Source organism: Pseudomonas sp. NPDC088885 (assembly GCF_044750025.1).
In the GTDB taxonomy this organism is placed as follows: Bacteria; Pseudomonadota; Gammaproteobacteria; order Pseudomonadales; family Pseudomonadaceae; genus Aquipseudomonas; species Aquipseudomonas rustica.
This window is the reverse complement of record NZ_JBIVJB010000001.1, coordinates 98,380-116,412: the sequence shown is the minus strand read 5'-3', so window position 1 is coordinate 116,412 and position 18,033 is coordinate 98,380. Positions and strand designations below refer to the sequence as shown.

At 59.2% G+C, this 18,033-nt stretch carries 16 protein-coding genes and 1 pseudogene; 12 read left to right on the top strand and 5 right to left on the bottom strand.

Annotation, left to right across the window (positions count from 1 at the left end):
* Positions 1 to 13: 13 nt before the first annotated feature.
* Positions 14 to 1,171 carry a two-component system response regulator gene (locus ACIP1X_RS00495; protein ID WP_400748263.1) on the bottom strand — a complete coding sequence of 386 codons (1,158 nt, stop codon included), beginning with the start codon at positions 1,169 to 1,171 and terminating at the stop codon, positions 14 to 16.
* 310 nt (positions 1,172 to 1,481) lie between these two features.
* Between ACIP1X_RS00495 and ACIP1X_RS00490 the strand changes: the two genes are divergently transcribed.
* From ACIP1X_RS00490 to ACIP1X_RS00465, 6 genes are all read left to right on the top strand, one after another.
* Positions 1,482 to 1,673, top strand: a complete 192-nt coding sequence (locus tag ACIP1X_RS00490; RefSeq protein ID WP_102899049.1) for a PLD nuclease N-terminal domain-containing protein — start codon at positions 1,482 to 1,484, stop codon at positions 1,671 to 1,673.
* Between the two features lie 198 nt (positions 1,674 to 1,871).
* Positions 1,872 to 3,017, top strand: coding sequence for an AI-2E family transporter (locus ACIP1X_RS00485; RefSeq protein ID WP_400748260.1), 1,146 nt, complete (start codon positions 1,872 to 1,874; stop codon positions 3,015 to 3,017).
* 11 nt (positions 3,018 to 3,028) lie between these two features.
* A complete protein-coding gene (locus tag ACIP1X_RS00480) occupies positions 3,029 to 4,531 on the top strand; it encodes an efflux transporter outer membrane subunit (protein WP_400748257.1) in 1,503 nt (500 codons plus the stop codon).
* Positions 4,528 to 5,646, top strand: coding sequence for an HlyD family secretion protein (locus ACIP1X_RS00475; RefSeq protein ID WP_400748254.1), 1,119 nt, complete (start codon positions 4,528 to 4,530; stop codon positions 5,644 to 5,646). The genes ACIP1X_RS00480 and ACIP1X_RS00475 overlap by 4 nt, the downstream gene beginning before the upstream one ends.
* Positions 5,636 to 6,688 carry a DUF2955 domain-containing protein gene (locus ACIP1X_RS00470; RefSeq protein ID WP_400748251.1) on the top strand — a complete coding sequence of 351 codons (1,053 nt, stop codon included), beginning with the start codon at positions 5,636 to 5,638 and terminating at the stop codon, positions 6,686 to 6,688. The genes ACIP1X_RS00475 and ACIP1X_RS00470 overlap by 11 nt, the downstream gene beginning before the upstream one ends.
* Positions 6,682 to 7,128, top strand: a complete 447-nt coding sequence (locus ACIP1X_RS00465; protein WP_400748248.1) for a potassium channel family protein — start codon at positions 6,682 to 6,684, stop codon at positions 7,126 to 7,128. The genes ACIP1X_RS00470 and ACIP1X_RS00465 overlap by 7 nt, the downstream gene beginning before the upstream one ends.
* 75 nt (positions 7,129 to 7,203) lie before the next feature.
* Here ACIP1X_RS00465 and ACIP1X_RS00460 read toward each other — a convergent pair.
* Positions 7,204 to 7,665: pseudogene (locus tag ACIP1X_RS00460) on the bottom strand (NAD-dependent epimerase/dehydratase family protein); the annotation flags it as partial.
* Between the two features lie 106 nt (positions 7,666 to 7,771).
* Between ACIP1X_RS00460 and ACIP1X_RS00455 the strand changes: the two are divergent.
* Positions 7,772 to 8,674, top strand: a complete 903-nt coding sequence (locus tag ACIP1X_RS00455) for a bestrophin family protein (protein WP_053120153.1) — start codon at positions 7,772 to 7,774, stop codon at positions 8,672 to 8,674.
* A 7-nt stretch (positions 8,675 to 8,681) separates the two neighbouring features.
* On the opposite strand, the gene ACIP1X_RS00450 is transcribed toward ACIP1X_RS00455, so the two are convergent.
* Entirely contained in the window at positions 8,682 to 9,701 is a 1,020-nt protein-coding gene (locus ACIP1X_RS00450; protein WP_400748955.1) for a LacI family DNA-binding transcriptional regulator, read from the bottom strand.
* 187 nt (positions 9,702 to 9,888) lie between these two features.
* Between ACIP1X_RS00450 and ACIP1X_RS00445 the strand changes: the two genes are divergently transcribed.
* The 3 genes from ACIP1X_RS00445 (at position 9,889) to ACIP1X_RS00435 (ending at position 13,456) form a co-directional block, all read left to right on the top strand.
* Positions 9,889 to 11,082 (top strand): Gfo/Idh/MocA family protein, encoded by a 1,194-nt coding sequence (locus tag ACIP1X_RS00445; RefSeq protein ID WP_400748245.1) that lies wholly within the window; start codon positions 9,889 to 9,891, stop codon positions 11,080 to 11,082.
* A 19-nt stretch (positions 11,083 to 11,101) separates the two neighbouring features.
* Entirely contained in the window at positions 11,102 to 12,154 is a 1,053-nt protein-coding gene (locus ACIP1X_RS00440; RefSeq protein WP_400748952.1) for a sugar phosphate isomerase/epimerase family protein, read from the top strand.
* 69 nt (positions 12,155 to 12,223) lie between these two features.
* Positions 12,224 to 13,456 carry a nucleoside permease gene (locus tag ACIP1X_RS00435; RefSeq protein WP_400748242.1) on the top strand — a complete coding sequence of 411 codons (1,233 nt, stop codon included), beginning with the start codon at positions 12,224 to 12,226 and terminating at the stop codon, positions 13,454 to 13,456.
* A gap of 36 nt (positions 13,457 to 13,492) precedes the next feature.
* Here ACIP1X_RS00435 and ACIP1X_RS00430 read toward each other — a convergent pair whose 3' ends face one another.
* The gene (locus ACIP1X_RS00430; protein ID WP_400748239.1) at positions 13,493 to 13,969 is read right to left on the bottom strand and encodes a MarR family winged helix-turn-helix transcriptional regulator; all 477 of its coding nucleotides are present in this window, start codon (positions 13,967 to 13,969) and stop codon (positions 13,493 to 13,495) included.
* A 292-nt stretch (positions 13,970 to 14,261) separates the two neighbouring features.
* Here ACIP1X_RS00430 and ACIP1X_RS00425 point away from each other — a divergent pair, with 292 nt between their 5' ends.
* Both ACIP1X_RS00425 and ACIP1X_RS00420 read left to right on the top strand, forming a co-directional pair.
* Positions 14,262 to 15,218: a PDR/VanB family oxidoreductase gene (locus ACIP1X_RS00425; protein WP_400748236.1), complete on the top strand. Its 957-nt coding sequence runs from the start codon at positions 14,262 to 14,264 to the stop codon at positions 15,216 to 15,218.
* Positions 15,219 to 15,254: 36 nt separating this feature from the next.
* Positions 15,255 to 16,328, top strand: coding sequence for a Rieske 2Fe-2S domain-containing protein (locus tag ACIP1X_RS00420; protein ID WP_400748233.1), 1,074 nt, complete (start codon positions 15,255 to 15,257; stop codon positions 16,326 to 16,328).
* A gap of 59 nt (positions 16,329 to 16,387) precedes the next feature.
* On the opposite strand, the gene ACIP1X_RS00415 is transcribed toward ACIP1X_RS00420, so the two are convergent.
* A complete protein-coding gene (locus tag ACIP1X_RS00415) occupies positions 16,388 to 18,019 on the bottom strand; it encodes an arylsulfatase (protein ID WP_400748230.1) in 1,632 nt (543 codons plus the stop codon).
* Positions 18,020 to 18,033 lie beyond the last annotated feature (14 nt).

The window sequence follows — 18,033 nt, the reverse complement described above, 5'->3', positions numbered from 1 at the left end:
GGATGCGTGGGGCTCAGGGACGGTCGGCGATCTGCTCAAGCAGGGCTAACTGCCTGGCCATGTCCTGGTCGCTGTCGGCAAATTGTTCGGCAATGGTGCGGAACTGCTCGGCATTGGCGAGAAACGCGTCGCAGATGTCCGGATCAAAGTGCGAGCCCCGGCCTTCGCGGATGATTGCCACCGCTTGCTCATGGGACATGCCGGGCTTGTACACGCGGCGGCTGATCAGTGCATCGTAGACATCTGCCACCGCCATCAACCTGGCGCTGATCGGGATGTCGTCGGTGGCCACGCCTTGCGGATAGCCACTGCCGTCCCACTTTTCCTGATGGCCGTAGGCAATTTCCTTGGCCAAATGAAGGAAGTCGACGTTGATACCTAATTGATCCTCAGCATGCTGGATGGCGTCGCGCCCTAACGTGGTGTGGGTCTTCATGACCTCGAATTCTTCCGGGGTCAGGCGTCCCGGTTTGAGCAGAATGCGATCGGGAATACCAATCTTGCCGATATCGTGCAGCGGCGCCGATTTGAACAGCAGTTTGATGGTCTCGTCGTCAAGGAAGTGCCGGAAGCGCGGGTGATTGCGCAACAGTTCAGCCAGCCGTTTCACATAGTGCTGGGTTCGACGAATGTGGTTGCCGGTTTCGTTGTCACGGGTTTCCGCCAGCGAGGCCATGGCGTGGATCGTGACATCCTGGATGGCGATCACCTCCCGGGTGCGGCGCTGCACTTCCTGCTCGAGAAATTCGTTCTGATTGCGCAGGAAATCGGCAACGGACTTGAGCTTGATCTGCGTCTCGACCCTGGCCATGAGCACGGGGGGAATGATCGGTTTGGTAATGTAATCCGCAGCCCCTAGGCTCAGGCCGCGAATCTCGTCCTCCGTGGCGGCCATAGAGGTAAGGAAAATGATCGGTATGTGGCGAATGCGCGCATCACGTTTGAGCTGCTCGGCAACGTCATAACCGGACAGGCCCGGCATCATGATGTCCAGCAGGATCAGGTCGGGCAGTGGATCCGCCTGCAGAAGACGCAAGGCCTTCTCGCCGCTATTGGCGGCCTTGACCCGATATTTGTCCTTCAGCAACTCGGCGATCAACATCAGGTTGTCGGGGGTATCGTCGACCACCAGCACGGTCGCTGATGGATAAACGCCCTGAGTGCTATCCATGGTTGTTGGCTCCCTTGCCAGACAATTATTGAACGGGCGGATTTACGCCATTCTTGCCGGTAAGCGTAACCAGAAAAACTGTAATTGCCAGTTAGTGATTTGAAGGTCGGTTTGATGAAGTAAAGGAACCCATTCGCCGAAAGCACCTACTTATTCGCGGCTGTTTTCGGCCAGAAGCAGAGCCGCGCAGGTCTGTCATGCCCATTTACGCGAGAAGCAAAAAGCTTGACCCGTTTTTTTTGCAGGCCCGACACTTCGTTGCGTTTTATGGCCTATCTTGAAGCGTAACTTCACTCGCAGGACTGCATGCATGGGCTCTTTCTTGTACGACCTTATCGCCTTCGTCATTTTCGTTCTGGATATCTGGGCAATCATCAATGTGGTGAAAAGCTCGGCAGAAACACCGAAGAAAGTTTTATGGGTGGCGCTGGTCGCGCTTCTGCCAGTGATCGGCCTGATCATCTGGGCAATAAAAGGCCCTCGTAGCGAAACACGGGTATGAGCCTCCAAAACGTTCAGTAGCGGGATCACCCCGCTATGAGGGGGCATAAGGTCTGCGGTATTCCTTTAAAAAAACACTCAAGCGATCCCCCCGGCGGTTTTCAAATCTGCGGTCATGGGGATGGTTTTCTGATCGCCCAACCTTCGAAAAATCAGCGTCTATACTGCTTCCACGCGACGAACAGCAAGGGATTAGGCAATGTTAAACACAAACATTTCTGCAAGGGCGCTATCCGGTGGTTTGCTCGATGTGTTGATTCGCGCCGGACTGATCACGGTACTGGTGCTGTTCTGCTTTCAGATCTTTGAACCCTTCCTCAACCTGATGCTTTGGGCAGTGATCCTGGCGATCACCCTGTACCCGCTGCACACCCTGCTTAAGCGCAAATTGGGCAGTAAAGATGGCCGCGCCGCCACGCTGATCGTCGTGGTCGCCCTGGCCTTGCTGATGGTACCGATTTATCTGCTGGGCACCTCAATCACTGAATCGGTCGAAGGCGCCCTGGCAATTCTCAAGTCCGACACCGTGACCATTCCGCTGCCCAACGAAAAAATTGCCACCCTGCCGCTCATTGGCGAACGGCTCTATGCCTTCTGGTTGCAGTCGGCGACCGACATGAGCAGCGTGGTGATGAAGTTGATGCCGTACATTAAAACAATCGGCTTGACCTTGCTGGGCAAGATGGCTGGGGTTGGCGTGGGCTTTCTGTTGTTTATCGGTGCCCTGATCATCGCCGGTGTGCTGATGGCCTACGGCGACAACGGCGAACGCAGCGCCATCGCCATCGCCACCCGCCTTTCCGGCCCGGAACGCGGCCGACGCATTGCGACACTGTGCACCGCGACCATCCGCGCGGTAGCTCAGGGCGTGGTGGGTATCGCCTTTATCCAGATGCTGCTGGTGGGCGTCGGCTTCGTGCTTATGGGGGTGCCCGGTGCCGGACTGCTCGCCATGGTTGCGCTGTTGATGGGGATCATGCAGTTGCCGGTAATCCTCGTGACGGTGCCGGTAATCGCCTATGTCTTCGCCACTGACGGCACCACACTCGGTACCGTCGTGTTTTGCATTTACAGCCTGATCGCCGGCATGTCCGACAACGTCCTCAAGCCATTGATGCTCGGTCGCGGCGTCGACGTGCCGATGCCGGTGATTCTGATCGGTGCGCTGGGCGGTATGGTCAGCGGCGGGTTTATCGGTCTGTTCATTGGGCCGGTGATGCTGGCGGTCGCCTATCAACTGTTCTGGCAGTGGATCGACGACCAGCCGCACATCGAGGTCCTGGATGAACTATTGAGCGTTGAGCCACCGCAACGTGGGTCAGCGAACGAGCTCCCGCCGGTCTGAGGCGCATGCGCTTGAAGGCATATCCTGCCCGGTTACTGCTGTGTGCCGCCGTGGGCCTGAGTGGCTGTGTGCGCTTGGGCCCGGACTTCCAGTCACCGACCCAGCCTTGGGTCGAGCACTGGAATACGCCGGCCTTGGCGGTTGCCAGCCAGCAACAGACGCAACCTGATAGCCGGCAGTGGTGGCACGTGTTTAGCGACCCGGTGCTCGACCACTTGATCGCCGAGGCGGACGCCCACAACGCCGACCTCGAAATCGCCGGCCTGCGGGTGATGGAGGCGCGCGCGCAGTTGGGCATCGCGCTAAGTGGTCGCTACCCGCAAGTGCAACAGGTCAGCGCCGACAGCGCTTATGTCAAGCGTCGCCAATGGGGCGGCGACAATCCGCAGGACAGCCATCTGTGGCAACACAGTGCGGGGTTCGACGTCGGCTGGGAACTGGATTTCTGGGGCCGGTTCAGCCGCGCCATCGAGTCGGCTGATGCGGCCTGGTTCGCCGCGCAGAGCAATTATGAAAACGCGCTGGTGCTGCTGCACGCGCAATTGGCGCAGACCTATTACGCACTGCGTACCGCCGAGGCGCGCCTGCTGATCGCCAAGAACAACGCCACACTGCAGAAGCGCAGCTATGAGATTACCGAGCGCCTGTTTCTCAGCGGCAACAATGCCGAACTTGATCTGCAACAGGCCAAAACCCAGTACCTCGCGACCCTCAGCACCATTCCCGATTTCGAAGCGCAAGTCGCCAGCACACGCAATGCCTTGGCCACCCTGATCGGTCGCCCACCGGGCGCAATGGCTGAACTGCAGTCCAACACTGGCGTGGTGCCTTTGGTTGATCGTGCTGTGCTGCAAGACGTGCCGGTTGACCTGTTATTGCGTCGTCCGGATGTCCGTAGCGCAGAAGCCCAGGTCGCGGCCCAGTCGGCGCTGATCGGTGTCGCCGAGGCCGACCTTTATCCTTCTATCAGCCTGTTCGGCAGCATCGTCTGGTCCGCGAATTCCCTGGACAGCACGTCCAATACACTGGATCTGATCGGCGGCCCGAGCCTGCGCTGGAACGTGTTTGACCATGGCCAGATCACCAACAACGTGCGCGTTCAGGATGCCCGTCTGCAGCAGTTGATCGTCGTCTATCAGGACAGCGTTCGCCAGGCGGCGCGCGAGGCCGACGATGCGGCGACCGGCCTGATCAAGGCGCTGGAGCGCGACCGGATCCTCAGCGAAGCGTCGATTGCAGCCAGGCGTTCGGTGTCTCTGGCCAATACCCAGTACCGCGAAGGCTATTCGGATTTCCAGCGGGTACTCGATGCCCAGGCCGCCCTCTTCGCCCAACAGGATAACTACCTGGTCAATCGCAACACGGCCATCAACAGCCTGATCGCGCTGTACAAGGCCGTCGGCGGCGGTTGGTACAGCGACCGTCCGCTGATCGATCCCGCCACCCGCCAACAGATGGAACAACGCACCGACTGGGGCAACTTGCTTGATGAAGGGAAGGAAGGTGTCAATTGAGTGACCGCCAAAACGAGATAGTACAAGCCGTGCCCGCGCCCGCGGCGGATCCGGCAAAAAAAGCTGTCAGCGCTGTTGCCGCGCTCATTCTCCTGAGCCTGGTCTGGTACCTGATGGCCGACCGCTACACACCTTATACGCAGCAGGCACGGGTACAGACGTTTGTGGTTCCGGTGGCGGCGGAAGTCGCAGGCCGGGTCACCAAGGTCAACGTGCGCAACAACCAGGAGGTCAAGGCTGGCGACGTGTTGTTCGAGGTGAACCCGCAGCAATACCAGATCGCTGTCGACCGGGCGCGTGCTGACTTACAGACCACCCGCAGGCAGATCGGCGCCAACACTGCTGGCATCGACTCCAAGACGGCGTCGCTGAAAGCGGCCCAGGCTAACGAAGTCATGTCCCGCCAGGATCTGCAACGCCTTGAGCGTTTATACAAGGAAGACGCCGGAACCATCTCTCTGCGTCGATTGGAGGTTTCCCGTTCCACTCTGGATGCGGCCGTCGCCCATGTCGCGGCGGCGCGGGCAGAGGTCGAACGCGCCCGCGAAACCCAAGGGGGCGGCGACGAAAAAAATGCGCTGTTGCTCAGCGCAATCGCCACGGTGGACAAGGCCGAACTGGATCTGGCCAACAGCGTCGTGCGGGCCCGCTCCAACGGTCTGGTCACCGACCTGCGCACCGATGTCGGCCAGTTCGCCACCGCTGGAGCGCCCTTGATGACTTTGATCGCCATCCACGACGCGTGGGTCTCGGCGGATATGACGGAGAACAACCTCGGGCAGGTAAGGCCCGGCACCCCGGTGCGCATCGTGCTGGACGCACTGCCCGGCAGCGTATTCGAAGGCCATGTGCGCAGCGTCGGTTATGGCGTCAGTACGGGTCAGAGCACGCCAGCCGGCACCTTGCCCACGGTGCAGAACAGCCGTGACTGGCTGCGCCCGGCCCAGCGCTTTCCGGTGATCATTGAGCTTGAGCCAGGCCAGTTGAGCGATATCAGTGGCATCCGTGTCGGTGGCCAGGCCGAGGTGATGGCGTTTCCCAACGAGGGCAATCCGCTGAACGTTCTCGGTCGCCTGTTTCTGCGTGTGATGAGCTGGATGTCGTATGCCTACTGAGCAACAGATCCGCGCCCGGCGTGCCCTGCGCCTGGCCACGGGTTCGGCGCTTTGCCTGGCCGCAAGCTTCGGTCTGGCACTCCCTATCCCTTTTATCGCACCGATGCTGGCGCTGACGATCCTGGCGGCGATGAACCGACCGCTGCCGTTCAAGGCCAGCCTGGGCCTGGCCCTGGTGCTGATGATCACCACCGGCAGCGGCTTGCTGCTGATACCGTTGTTGCAGTATTACGCGGCGGTCGGCGTGATGCTGGTTTGCCTGGGCCTGTTTCTGGTGTTCCGCTATGGCATGCGAGGCGGCAGCGCGCTGGTCGCCACCTTCATGGTGGTTGGCTTGACGATGATCAGCGCGGCCGGCGCCACCGACTTCGACCTGGCCCTGCAGGTGGTGGTCTCGTTGGTCAAAGGCATGCTGCTGGCGCTCACGGCGGTGTCGATCAGCCACTGGCTGTTCCCGGATCCCATCGATACACGACCACCCGCCCCCGCACCGACCCTGTCGGCAGATGAGGTCAACTGGCTGGCGTTGCGCGCCGCGCTGGTGGTGATGCCTGCCTTCCTGTTGGCGCTGATCGATCCGGCCAGCTACATGCCGATCATCATGAAGTCGGTCAACCTCGGCCAACAGAGCACCGTTACCAGCGCGCGATCTGCCGGGCGGGAACTGCTCGGCTCAACCCTGCTCGGCGGCCTGCTGGCGATTGTCTTCTGGTTCGCCCTGGGCCTGTTCGTCAATCTGTGGATGTTCTTCCTGTGGATGCTGCTGTTCGGGCTGCTACTGGCCCGAAAACTCTATGGGCTGAGCCCTGGCCGCTACACGCCGGGTTTCTGGCTCAACAGCCTGATGACCATGATCATTCTGCTCGGCCAGTCGGTGCAGGACAGCGCCGCCGGCAAGGATGTCTATACCGCCTTCGCGATCCGCATGGGGCTGTTCATTCTGGTCACGCTGTATGCCTGTGCGATGGTTTATCTGCTTGATAATCGCCGGCAACGTCGCAACGCCTCTAACCCAACCTCTACAGAGGATCGCACATGCTGATCAATTTCCTCGTGGGCCTGCCGGTGATCGTGCTCTGCGTGGTTTTGCAGGCGGTGTTCCTGGCCCTGTGTGCGCGGCGTTATGCGTCGCAGCGGCGCAAGATGAAGCTGTGCCACTCCAAGACAGATGACGTGCGTTTGTTGTCGATGGTCATGGTGGTGATGCTCATCGGCAACTATGTGCAAATAGCCCTGTGGGCCTTGCTGTTCCTGCTGCTAGGCGAGTTCAAAGACTTCACCAGCGCGCTGTATTTTTCTGGCGTGACCTTCTCCACGTTGGGCTATGGCGATGTGGTTCTGAGCCCGCAATGGCGCTTGCTCAGCCCGCTGGAGGCGGCTAATGGCATTCTTATGTTCGGTGTTTCCACGGCAATCATGACCGCTGCCGTCATGGACATCATCAAACATAACGCGACTGGCGAACAGGAGCGTTCGCCTTGAAACATCGCGCCTGCCTCGAGGAACAGTCGCTGCATTAAGCGTACGACCGCTAATGAACAGCATCACCGCCAAGACTCAAACCTTATAAAACTGGCGATACCACCTGACAAACTCCCCCACGCCCGCCTCGACTTCCACCTGCGGAGAAAAGCCGATCCACTCGGCCAGTGCCGAAACATCAGCCCAGGTCTTGACGACATCGCCCGCCTGCATCGGCAAAAAGTTGCGCTGAGCTTTTCTGCCCAAGGCCCTCTCCAGGCAATCGACGAAGTCCAGCAACGCGACCGGGCTGCCGCGCCCAATATTGAAAATACGGTTGACGCCTGCGGCGTCCTTGGCTGGCAACGGCGGCTTTGGACACAGTCGGGCGATGCTTTCGACAATGTCATCGACGTAGGTGAAGTCCCGCGCCATCTGGCCATGGTTGTAAATATCAATCCGCAGGCCGCCGAGGATCGCTTCGGTGAACTTGAACAGCGCCATGTCCGGACGTCCCCAAGGCGGGTAAACGGTAAAAAAACGTAGCCCGCTGATCCTGCCTTCCACTCTCCATGATGCCCCCCGCCGCCCTCATCGAACCTTGCAGCGAAAACACCGTCCGAGCTAAGGCATCAATGCTTCCCGCTCGCCACGAGGTTTCCGTTTGAAAGCTGCCATCGTCAAAAAATACCGTTTGATCATCAAGACCCTGGGCTATGTCGGCTGGGCCTTGTTCTGGCTGTTGTTGTGGGACATCGCCGTCACGGTCGACTTCATGCTGTTTCTCAACGCCAAGCTGAATTTGCCGCTGATGCCCCTGACGTTATTGGGTTCGGCATTGATCGTGTTGATCAGTTTCCGTAACAGCAGCGCTTACAACCGCTGGTGGGAAGCGCGGACGCTGTGGGGTTCGATGATCAACAGTTCGCGCAGTTTTGCCCGGCAGGTGCTGACGTTGCTGGATGATCCCGGCACCGAGGTGAATCCGGTCAAGTCGACGTTGCTGCGTCGTCACGTTGCTTACGTGAATTGCTTGGCGGCGCATCTGCAAGGTTTGCCTTGCCCTGAGGAAGTCCGGGCATTTATTCCTGCTGACGAATTCGCCCGCAGCGGCACGACCAATAACTTCGCCAACGACATTCTCACCGGCTCCGCTGCGCTGTTGGCGCGGGAATACAAGGCCGGGCGTCTGGACAGCATTCGTCTGGCGCGGCTGGAGTCGACGCTGGTGGATCTATCGAACAGTCAGGGCGGTATGGAGCGGATCGCGAATACGCCGCTGCCCTACCCTTATGTGTATTTTCCGCGGCTGTTTATCTCGTTGTTCTGCCTGATCGTGCCGGTGGGCCTGGTGGAGTCGCTGGGCTGGTTCACGCCGCTGGCTTCGACCGTGGTCGGGTTTATGTTGCTGGCCATCGAGCGGATTGGCACCGATCTGCAAAGTCCGTTTCGCCACAGCGAGCATCAGATTCAGATGGAAGCGTTGTGCGAAACCATCGAGAAAAACCTGCAGTCGATGCAACGCGATTCGTTGGGCGACGTGCGCCGGCACGGTGAAATTGCTTGAAGCCTTCTTAAACCGGCTGCGTTTTGCTAGCCGCGCAAGGGCCTGAACTGGCGCGGCCGGTGAACTCGAACGGCAGCACGACGTGGCGCTTGGGCAGAGGTTTCTTATCGATCAGCATGATCAGCATTTGCACGGCTTTCTCACCGAACGCCTCAGCGGGTTGCGAGATGGTCGTCAGGGGTGGATCGCAGTAGGCGGCCATCGAAATATCGTCGAAGCCCACCAGCGAAATGTCCTCAGGCACGCGCAAACCCGCTTGCTTGATGCGTTTCAAGGCACCGATGGCCATCTCGTCGTTTTCACAGAAAAGCGCAGTTGGCTTCGTGGCCATCGTGAGCATTTTCGAGGCGCCGACGAACCCGGCATTCAGAGTGAAATCGCCATGGCAGACCAATTCCTCGTCGAAACCGATTCCGGCTTCGCGCAAAGCGGCCTGATACCCGGCCAGTCGGTCGCGTGTCAGAGGACTGCTTCTTGAGCCTTTGATCAGCCCGATCCGCTGATGTCCCAGCGCGATAAGGTGTTGCGTCATTGCCTTGGCGGCCGCGAAATTATCCAGGCTGATGGTGGCGTGACGCCCGTCACTGATGACTTCGCAGGCATTGACGATCGGCGGCAGATCCGCGCTCGAAGCCGCGGTATCAAAGGGATCAAACGCGCGCAGTTGAATCACGCCATCCGCCTGGTGGGCATACACCAGTTCGGCGAATTGCCGCTCGACGGCTTCTTGCCCTTGAGTATCGCAAAGCAGCAGCCGATACCCGGCCGCCTGCGCCGCCTTCTGCGCCCCACTGATCACCCGTGCGAAAAATGTATTGGCGATTGCCGGAACGAGGATCACCAGGTTGCCGGTTTTTCGCGAGCGAAACTGCACGGCCATCAGGTTCGGCCGGTAGTTGGCTTGTTCGACGGCAGCGTTGACCTTGTCGCGGGTTTCGGGGAGCACCCTCTCCGGTGATTTCAGTGTTCTGGACACCGTCGCCACGGATACACCTGCCAGTCGAGCCACCTCACGGATATTTGACACAAACGCCTCGCGTGTTCGGAAGATCGAGTGCGGCAGCTTACCGCACGTCGCGACAGGCGGAAATGTCCACTCCACATCGTCGCAGGATTTGACACTGCCGGAATTGAAGCCTAAATTTCCGGGCAGATGTAACCGGTTACATCACCACTCAAGCATAGTGAACAATTACCCCACCGAGACGAGTGACATGAGTTCAGCAGGTCGAAAAATAAGAATGGGTTTTGTCGGCGGCGGTGAAGGCGCCTTCATTGCTCAGGCGCATCGGCAGGCGGCACGCCTGGATGGCCAGTTCGAGCTGGTCTGTGGTGCCTTCAGTCGCACGCCTGAAAATAACCAGCGCACCGCTGCAGCACTGGGTGTGCCTGCCCAACGCTGTTACGACACCTGGCAGACGATGCTCGACGCCGAAAGTGTGCTTGCGCCTGAGCAGCGCATGGAATTGCTGGTGATCGTCACGCCAAACCATCTGCATGCACCGATTGCCAGTAAAGCGCTGCGCGCCGGTTTCCATGTATTCAGTGAAAAACCTGCTGCGCTGGATCTTGCTGAACTGCAGTCGCTCCGACACGACGTCATCCACAGCGATCGAATCTACGGGCTGGCTCACACCTACCTCGGCTATGCGATGGTCTGGCAGGCCCGCGAAATGGTTCGCAGCGGTGTGATCGGCCGCCTGCGCAAGGTGCTGGTCGAATATCCTCAAGGCTGGCTCAGCGAAGATGTCTCCGGACGCGGCAATAAACAGGCGGACTGGCGAGATGATCCCGCGCAGTCCGGCATCGGTGGCTGCATCGGTGATATCGGCACTCACGCCTTCTCTCTCGCGGAGTTTGTCGCCGACCAGAAAATTCAGTACGTCAGCGCAATGCTCAGCGCTCACTTCGATAACCGTCAGTTGGATGACGACGCCTCGATGCTGTTCAAAATGGCCGATGGCGCCAGCGGCGTGTTGATCGCCAGCCAGGTCTGCGCGGGAGAGGAAAACCCGCTGAAGATCCGCCTCTACGGTGACAAAGGCGGGCTGGAGTGGCGTCAGGAAGACCCGGCCAGCCTGATCCATCGCTCGATTGACCAGCCGATCCGCCTGTTGCGCTCAGGCGTCGGGCAACCCTGGTTGTGCGCCGACGCCTTAACGCGGATGCGCCTGCCCGCCGGGCATCCGGAGGGTTATCTCGAAGCCATGGCCAATCTTTATCGCGCACTGGCGCAATCGATTTTGCACAAAGTGCCTGGCCACGATGCGCCGGGCGTTCCCGGAATCAACGTTGGTTTACGCGGCATGGCGTTCATCGAGACGGCCATCGCCAACCATCGGGGTGACGCCAAGTGGAGCGAAATCCCCGACACCTACACCGCAGGAGAGTCCTCAGATGAACGCTGAGTTGCGACAGACCAAAGGCATGCGCGGGCCGGGTATTTTTCTCGCCCAGTTCATGTCCAGCGAGAGCCCGTTCCATACGTTATCCGAGATCGCGCAATGGGCCGCTTCCCAAGGCTACAAGGCGATCCAGATACCGACCCTCGGCACGCAATTCATCGACCTTGAGCGAGCAGCCGAGAGTCAGGATTACTGCGACGAACTCATCGCCACCTGTGCGCGAGCCGGCGTGGTGATCAGCGAACTGTCGACGCACCTGCAAGGCCAGTTGGTCGCCGTGCATCCCGCGTTCGACGCCGTCTTCGACGACTTCGCCCCTGAACATTTACGCGGCCAGCCCAAGGCTCGCACAGAGTGGGCAATTTCCCAGCTCAAACTCGCCGCCCGCGCCAGTCAACGCTTAGGCTTGACGGCTCACGCGACATTCTCCGGCGCCTTGCTCTGGCCGTTTCTGTACCCGTGGCCACAACGCCCGGCCGGGCTTGTCGATGAGGGGTTTGCCGAGTTGGCGCGGCGCTGGTTACCGATCCTCGATTGCTTTGAAGCAGCGGGCGTTGATCTCTGCTACGAGATCCATCCTGGGGAAGATCTGCACGATGGGGCCTCGTTCGAACGCTTTCTCGAAGCGGTGAATCATCACCCGCGCGCGGCGATTCTCTACGATCCAAGCCATCTGCTTTTACAACAAATGGACTACTTGGGTTTCATCGATCGCTATCACGAGCGCATCCGCATGTTCCACGTCAAGGATGCCGAGTTCCGTCCCGACGCCCGCTCTGGCGTGTACGGCGGGTATCAGGGCTGGATGGATCGGCCCGGCAGATTCAGATCGCTGGGCGATGGCCAGATCGATTTCAAGTCGATCTTCAGCAAATTGACCCAATACGATTTCTGCGGCTGGGCCGTGCTGGAATGGGAATGCTGCCTGAAGGACGCCGCCCAGGGCGCCGCAGAAGGCGCGGCGTTCATTGAGCAACACATGATCAAGAAGACCGACAAGGCTTTCGACGATTTCGCCCGTGTGACGGCCGATCAGCAATCCAACCGACGACTGCTCGGCCTGGGCGCTGACTGACGCCACAGCGGCTGGCCACTAACGTCTATCCAATAACGTCTATCCAATAAGAATAATAGGGTGACTGACATGCCTGGAATTAACGCGCGACTGAGCGCGATGATGTTTCTGCAATTTTTTATCTGGGGTGGCTGGTTCGTCACCCTCGGGACGTTCCTCACCACGACGCTGGCTGCCAGCGGCGGTCAGGTGGGCATGGCCTTCTCCACGCAATCGTGGGGAGCGATTTTCGCCCCGTTCGTGATTGGCCTGATTGCTGATCGCTTTTTCAACGCGGAACGCATTCTGGCGGTGCTGCATCTACTGGGCGCCGCCCTGCTCTATCAGCTCTATCTCGCTGATGATTTCAGCGCGTTTTACCCTTACGTCCTCGCCTACATGATGGTCTATATGCCGACCCTGGCATTGGTCAATGCCGTCGCGTTCAGGCAAATGAAAGATCCCGCGCTGGAGTTTTCGCGGATTCGCGTTTGGGGAACGATCGGCTGGATTATCGCCGGGCTGGTGATCAGCTTCGGCTTTGCCTGGGACTCTCAACAGGCAATCGCGCAGGGAGCGCTGCGCAACACGTTTCTGATGTCCGCCGTCGCCTCGTTGATCCTTGGTCTCTACAGCTTCACTTTGCCCGCGACCGCGCCGCTCGAGCACGGTGAAAATACCGGTGGGCTCAAACAGCTGCTGGGGGTGGAGGCTCTAGGTTTGCTGAAGGATCGAGGCTACCTGATCTTCTTCATCGCCTCGATTCTGATCTGTATTCCTCTGGCGTTTTACTACCAGAACGCCAATCCGTTTCTGTCCGAAATCGGTGTCGAAAACCCCACCGCAAAAATGGCTATCGGGCAGGTGTCCGAAGTGCTTTTCATGTTGCTGCTGCCGCTGTTCATCCATCGTTTCGGCATCAAAATCGCACTGTTGATCGGGATGTCGGCGTGGGCATTGCGGTATTTGCTGTTCGCCTATGGCAGTAACGGTGATCAAGCCATGATGCTGCTGGCCGGCATCGCCTTGCACGGCGTCTGCTATGACTTCTTTTTCGTCTCAGGGCAAATCTACACCGACGCCAAAGCCTCCGAACGCTTTCGCAGTTCCGCGCAGGGACTCATTACACTGGCCACCTACGGCTTTGGCATGCTGATCGGATTCTGGGTAGCGGGTCAGGTGACCGACCACTTTTCGACAGCGGGCGTTCACGACTGGCGAAGCATCTGGCTGTTTCCGGCAGCCTTCGCCATCGCGGTGTTTATTTTGTTCTGGCTGACGTTCACCGGGCGGAACGAGCGCGATATGAAACCTGCGATATAAGTGCGACCCGCCGATCGCTGCGTGTGCCAGCGGTGGTCAGACTTGATCGTCACTCGGGTCATAACTGTTCACATTGGGCACCTGCAGATGCAGGCGCCCAAGCAGGTCAACCAGCGTGTCGACCTCGCCCGGGGTCAATCCGCTGAGCAGACGCGACTCGCGCTCCAGTGCCACTTTAAGCACACGGTCATGCAGCTCCTTGCCGCTGGCCGTCAATCGCACGGTGTAACGCCGCGCGTCCTTGGGATCCAGCTGACTGGTGATCCGCCCCGCCGCTTCCAGCGTTTGCAATGAACGACTGACAGCGCTCTTGTCGAGCCCGATCGCCTGGCAGATTCGGTTGGCGGTGATGTCGGATTCAACCGCGAGCATTGACAGCATCCGCCATTCAACCACGCCGATGCCGAAGTGTTTGCGGTAGCACTGGGAGGCTCCGGTGGCGAGTTTGTTCGCCAGGAATGTCACCAGGCCAGGTACATAACGCGACAGGTTCAGTTGTGTATCGGTAGCCATCGAGAAAACACCGTAGATCGAAGATCTGGCAATTTGGTTGACACCGCAACCAATTTATCTGAGGATTCACTCAGCCAACCATTGCGGACAATGCGCCGCATGATACGCCGTAGCACAACCTCAAAAAAATAATTATCAGGTCTTGCTTATGAACCTCCGCCAGTCGTGCCCGTCCCTGGTACCCGTGCTTACCGATCCACTCTATTTCCTCGCGCCCGGCTGATTCGTCACTCGCTCGCAGCCTTTTTTCCGTTCGTTTTTCAGCAGCCACTTCAATGTGGAGGGAGAAGTCATGCTTGAAGTCAACGTCACCCGCAAAGTCGTTGAGGCCGAGGGTATTTGCAGTTTCGAGTTGTGCGCAGCAGACGGTAGCCCGTTACCACCGTTCAACGCCGGTGCTCACATCGACATCCACATTGGCGGCGGCCTCACCCGGCAATACTCGCTGTGCAATGACTCCAAAGAGCGTCATCGCTACGTGATCAGTGTGCTGAAGGATCCTGCCTCCCGCGGCGGTTCTACCGCGATGCACGACACCGTCAGCGAGGGCCAGAAACTCAGCATCAGCGAGCCGCGCAACCTCTTCCCACTCGCTGATTCAGCCAAGCGCCACCTGCTGTTTGGCGGCGGCATCGGCATTACGCCGATGCTGGCAATGGCCCACGAACTTCATCACCAAGGCGCGGATTTCGAGCTGCATTACAGCTTTCGATCCAGCGAACGCGCCGCATTTATCCAATACCTGCGGCAAGCACCCTTCGCCAGCCACGTGCATTTGCATGACGACAGCGGATCGCCCGCACAGAAGCTCGATGCGCCCGCCCTCCTCGCCGCCGCGCCAGACAACGTGACTCACCTCTACGTCTGTGGCCCGGCCGGTTTCATGAATTTCATCCTCGACACCGCGCAGATCGCTGGCTGGCCTGAAGATCGCGTGCACAGAGAGTTCTTCGCCGCCGCAGCTGTCGATGCAAGCGCTGATTCGCCTTTCGAAGTTCAGCTGGCGAGCACGGGACGGATTTATTACATCCCCGCCGATCGCACTGTTTTCGAAGTGCTCGATGAGGCCGGGATTGCCATCGAATCATCCTGCGAGCAAGGCGTCTGCGGCACCTGTGTCACGGGCTTGCTCGAAGGCATTGGCGATCACCGCGACCAGTTCATGACCGCCGCCGAACACGCGGCCAATGACCGTTTCACGCCCTGCTGCTCACGTGCCAAATCGCCCCGCCTGGTATTGGACCTTTGACCTGAACCGAGCCTTGACCGCTCGCCGGAGAACATCATGACGACCGCTGCCCAACCCCTCGCACACGAAATTGCCCCGGCCAATGTGCCAAGTTTCCCACTCGATCAATGGTACGTCGCGGCCTTGAGCCGGGAACTGAAAGACCAGCCCCTTGGCCGCACGTTGCTGAATAAACCGGTGGTGCTTTTTCGCACGGCGGATAACCAGGTCGCCGCGCTGGAAGACCGCTGCTGCCATCGCGCACTGCCGCTGTCCGGTGGCACGGTGGAGGAACGCGGCTTGCGCTGCGGTTACCACGGCCTGCTATTTAATGAGGGCGGTAAATGCATCGAAATTCCGGGCCAGGACAAGATCCCGAGCAAAGCCAAAGTCCCTGCTTACCCTGTCCGGGAGCAGGATCAGATCATCTGGATCTGGTTCGGCAGCGCAGAGCATCCAGAGCCGACATTCGCGCCACCGGTCTACGACGTGCACAGCAGCGGTAAGTACCTGTTCGACGGTGATGTCTACCACTACGACGCGCCCTATCAACTCATCCACGACAACCTGATGGATCTCAGTCATCTGGGTTACGTCCATCTGCACACCATTGGCGGCAACGCCAGCATTCACATGAACGCGCAGATGAGCGTGGACGGCGATGACTCGATGGTTCGCGTGGTTCGACACATGCCCGATTCCGTCCCGCCGCCGACCTACACCGCCGCCTACCCGTTCAAAGGCAACATCGACCGCTGGCAGGAGATCGAATTTCACTTCAATCACCTGCGTATCTGGACCGGCGCGATAGACGCAGGCACGGACGATCTGCATAACCCGGATCGAGGTGGTTTCCACATGCGCGGCTTTCACGGTGTGACGCCGGAAACAGACACCACAAGCCACTATTTCTGGACCATGGCGACCAACCCTGAGCATGATCCCGAGGCCGTCACAGCCAAAGTTCTGCATCAGACGCGATTGACGTTCGACGAAGACAAAGTGGTGATCGAAGCGCAGTACCAGAACATATGCCGGTTCGGTACGCGCCCGATGATTGATATTCATGTCGACGTCGGTGCCAATCGTGCCCGCAGAATCATCGAGCGACTGCGCAATCCGACAAGTTGATGGGCGCAACACAGTGGCGGCGGCAAACGCCGTCCACTGGGTTCAAAGCCTCTGCTGTGCTAGCGCGGCGGAAAAGCGACGCCGACCCGCTCGGCATATTTGAGCCACGCGGCTTTAAGCCGTTGAACCGTCTGCGGTTGAGCCGCCGCCAGGTCATGGGTTTCACCACGATCCTGGGCAACATCAAACAACTGCCATTGCGGCGGCTGCGTGTTATCGGCGAAACCTGCTGGCGGGCGCATGCCCAACAATTTGAGATTGCCCTCACGATAATAAGCATTGCCGAACAACTCTCCGGCCAGACTTTCAGCGTCATGAGGGCTGCCCTTGCCTACAAGCATTGGCAGGATGGATCGGCCGGTAATCGGGTGTTTGTCCGCTTCGCTCGGCAAAGCGATACCCGCCAAATCAAGGAATGTCGGCGCCAGATCATCCACCCGCGCGACGCCTCTTTCCACACCCTGACGCCGCAGTGTATTGGGCAGTTGGATGATCGCCGGCACACTGATTCCGCCTTCAGCCGTGGTGCCCTTGAACAAATGAAAAGGCGCGGCACTGACTTCCGCCCAGCGCAAACCATAGTCGATCTGCGAGCCGGGCTGGCCCAGATTGGCCAGGCTGTTATCCGTGTTCGCGCCGGGTGGATAGAACTGCGCGTGGTTTTCCGCCGCCGCGCCGTTGTCGGACATGAACACGATCACCGTGTTGTCGTACTGGCCGCTTTGGCGCAGGTAGTCGATGACCCGGCCAATGTTGTGATCGAGGTTGTCGACCATTGCCGCGTAGATCTCCATTTTGCGCGCTTCGACTTTCTGCTGCTCGGCCGTGAGTTGCTGCCAACCGGGCAGCCGTGGGTTCACAGGCAACGGTTGCGCTGGCTGAAAGTCCTTGTCCACCAGCCCAAGTTTTTTCAGCCGGTCAATGCGCGACGAGCGCACGGTGTCGTAGCCCTGATCGAAGCGGCCGCGGTATTTGTCGAGGTATTCCTTGGGCGCTTGCAACGGCCAGTGCGGTGACGTGTAGGCGGCATAGGCAAAAAACGGTTTGCCCTCACGTTGGGTGTTTTGCAGATAGCCAATCAGCTTGTCGGTGTAAAAGTCTGTCGAGTAGAACGTCTCGGGAACCTCTACCGACTGGCCGTTTTCACGGTAATGCACTTGCTCCAACGGCGTCGGTGCAACGCTGGCGGGTTTGAAGTGCGTCGCCCCGCCTTCCAGCAACGTGAACGACTGCTCGAAACCACGCCGATCCGGGCCCTGATCGGCCTCCAGACCCAAGTGCCATTTGCCCACCATCAGTGTGTTGTATCCGCCCGCTTTGAGCAGTTCGGCAACCGAGTAGGCGCGCCCGTTCAGATACCCTTCATACCCCGGTTTACCCCGTTGAAACGGTTGCAATGCTTCGGCCATGGTGCCCAGCCCGACAAGGTGATTGTCAGTGCCGGACAGCAACATCGAGCGGGTGATGGAACAGGTCGGCGCCGCGTACATGCTGGTAAATTGCACGCCCTGTTGCGCCAGTTCATCCAGTCTGGGCGTGTGAATCTCGCCGCCATAGCTGCCCAGATCCGAGTAGCCGAGATCGTCCGCCACGATCAGCAGAATATTCGGTTGGCTGGCCGCCAGGGTCACGCCGCTGGCCAGAGTCAGGGCGCAGAAAAGTGCCGTCAGCGGTAATCGCGATAGAGCCATCGGTTTTCTCTTAT

Excerpts from the sequence above, each read along its gene's own strand:
- ACIP1X_RS00425 (WP_400748236.1), top strand. The coding sequence starts at position 14,262 with ATGCTTGAAGTCAACGTCACCCGCAAAGTCGTTGAGGCCGAGGGTATT.
- ACIP1X_RS00440 (WP_400748952.1), top strand. The coding sequence starts at position 11,102 with ATGCGCGGGCCGGGTATTTTTCTCGCCCAGTTCATGTCCAGCGAGAGC.
- ACIP1X_RS00485 (WP_400748260.1), top strand. The coding sequence starts at position 1,872 with ATGTTAAACACAAACATTTCTGCAAGGGCGCTATCCGGTGGTTTGCTC.
- ACIP1X_RS00465 (WP_400748248.1), top strand. The coding sequence starts at position 6,682 with ATGCTGATCAATTTCCTCGTGGGCCTGCCGGTGATCGTGCTCTGCGTG.
- ACIP1X_RS00420 (WP_400748233.1), top strand. The coding sequence starts at position 15,255 with ATGACGACCGCTGCCCAACCCCTCGCACACGAAATTGCCCCGGCCAAT.
- ACIP1X_RS00490 (WP_102899049.1), top strand. The coding sequence starts at position 1,482 with ATGGGCTCTTTCTTGTACGACCTTATCGCCTTCGTCATTTTCGTTCTG.
- ACIP1X_RS00415 (WP_400748230.1), bottom strand. The coding sequence starts at position 18,019 with ATGGCTCTATCGCGATTACCGCTGACGGCACTTTTCTGCGCCCTGACT.
- ACIP1X_RS00445 (WP_400748245.1), top strand. The coding sequence starts at position 9,889 with ATGAGTTCAGCAGGTCGAAAAATAAGAATGGGTTTTGTCGGCGGCGGT.
- ACIP1X_RS00430 (WP_400748239.1), bottom strand. The coding sequence starts at position 13,969 with ATGGCTACCGATACACAACTGAACCTGTCGCGTTATGTACCTGGCCTG.
- ACIP1X_RS00435 (WP_400748242.1), top strand. The coding sequence starts at position 12,224 with ATGCCTGGAATTAACGCGCGACTGAGCGCGATGATGTTTCTGCAATTT.
- ACIP1X_RS00495 (WP_400748263.1), bottom strand. The coding sequence starts at position 1,171 with ATGGATAGCACTCAGGGCGTTTATCCATCAGCGACCGTGCTGGTGGTC.
- ACIP1X_RS00470 (WP_400748251.1), top strand. The coding sequence starts at position 5,636 with ATGCCTACTGAGCAACAGATCCGCGCCCGGCGTGCCCTGCGCCTGGCC.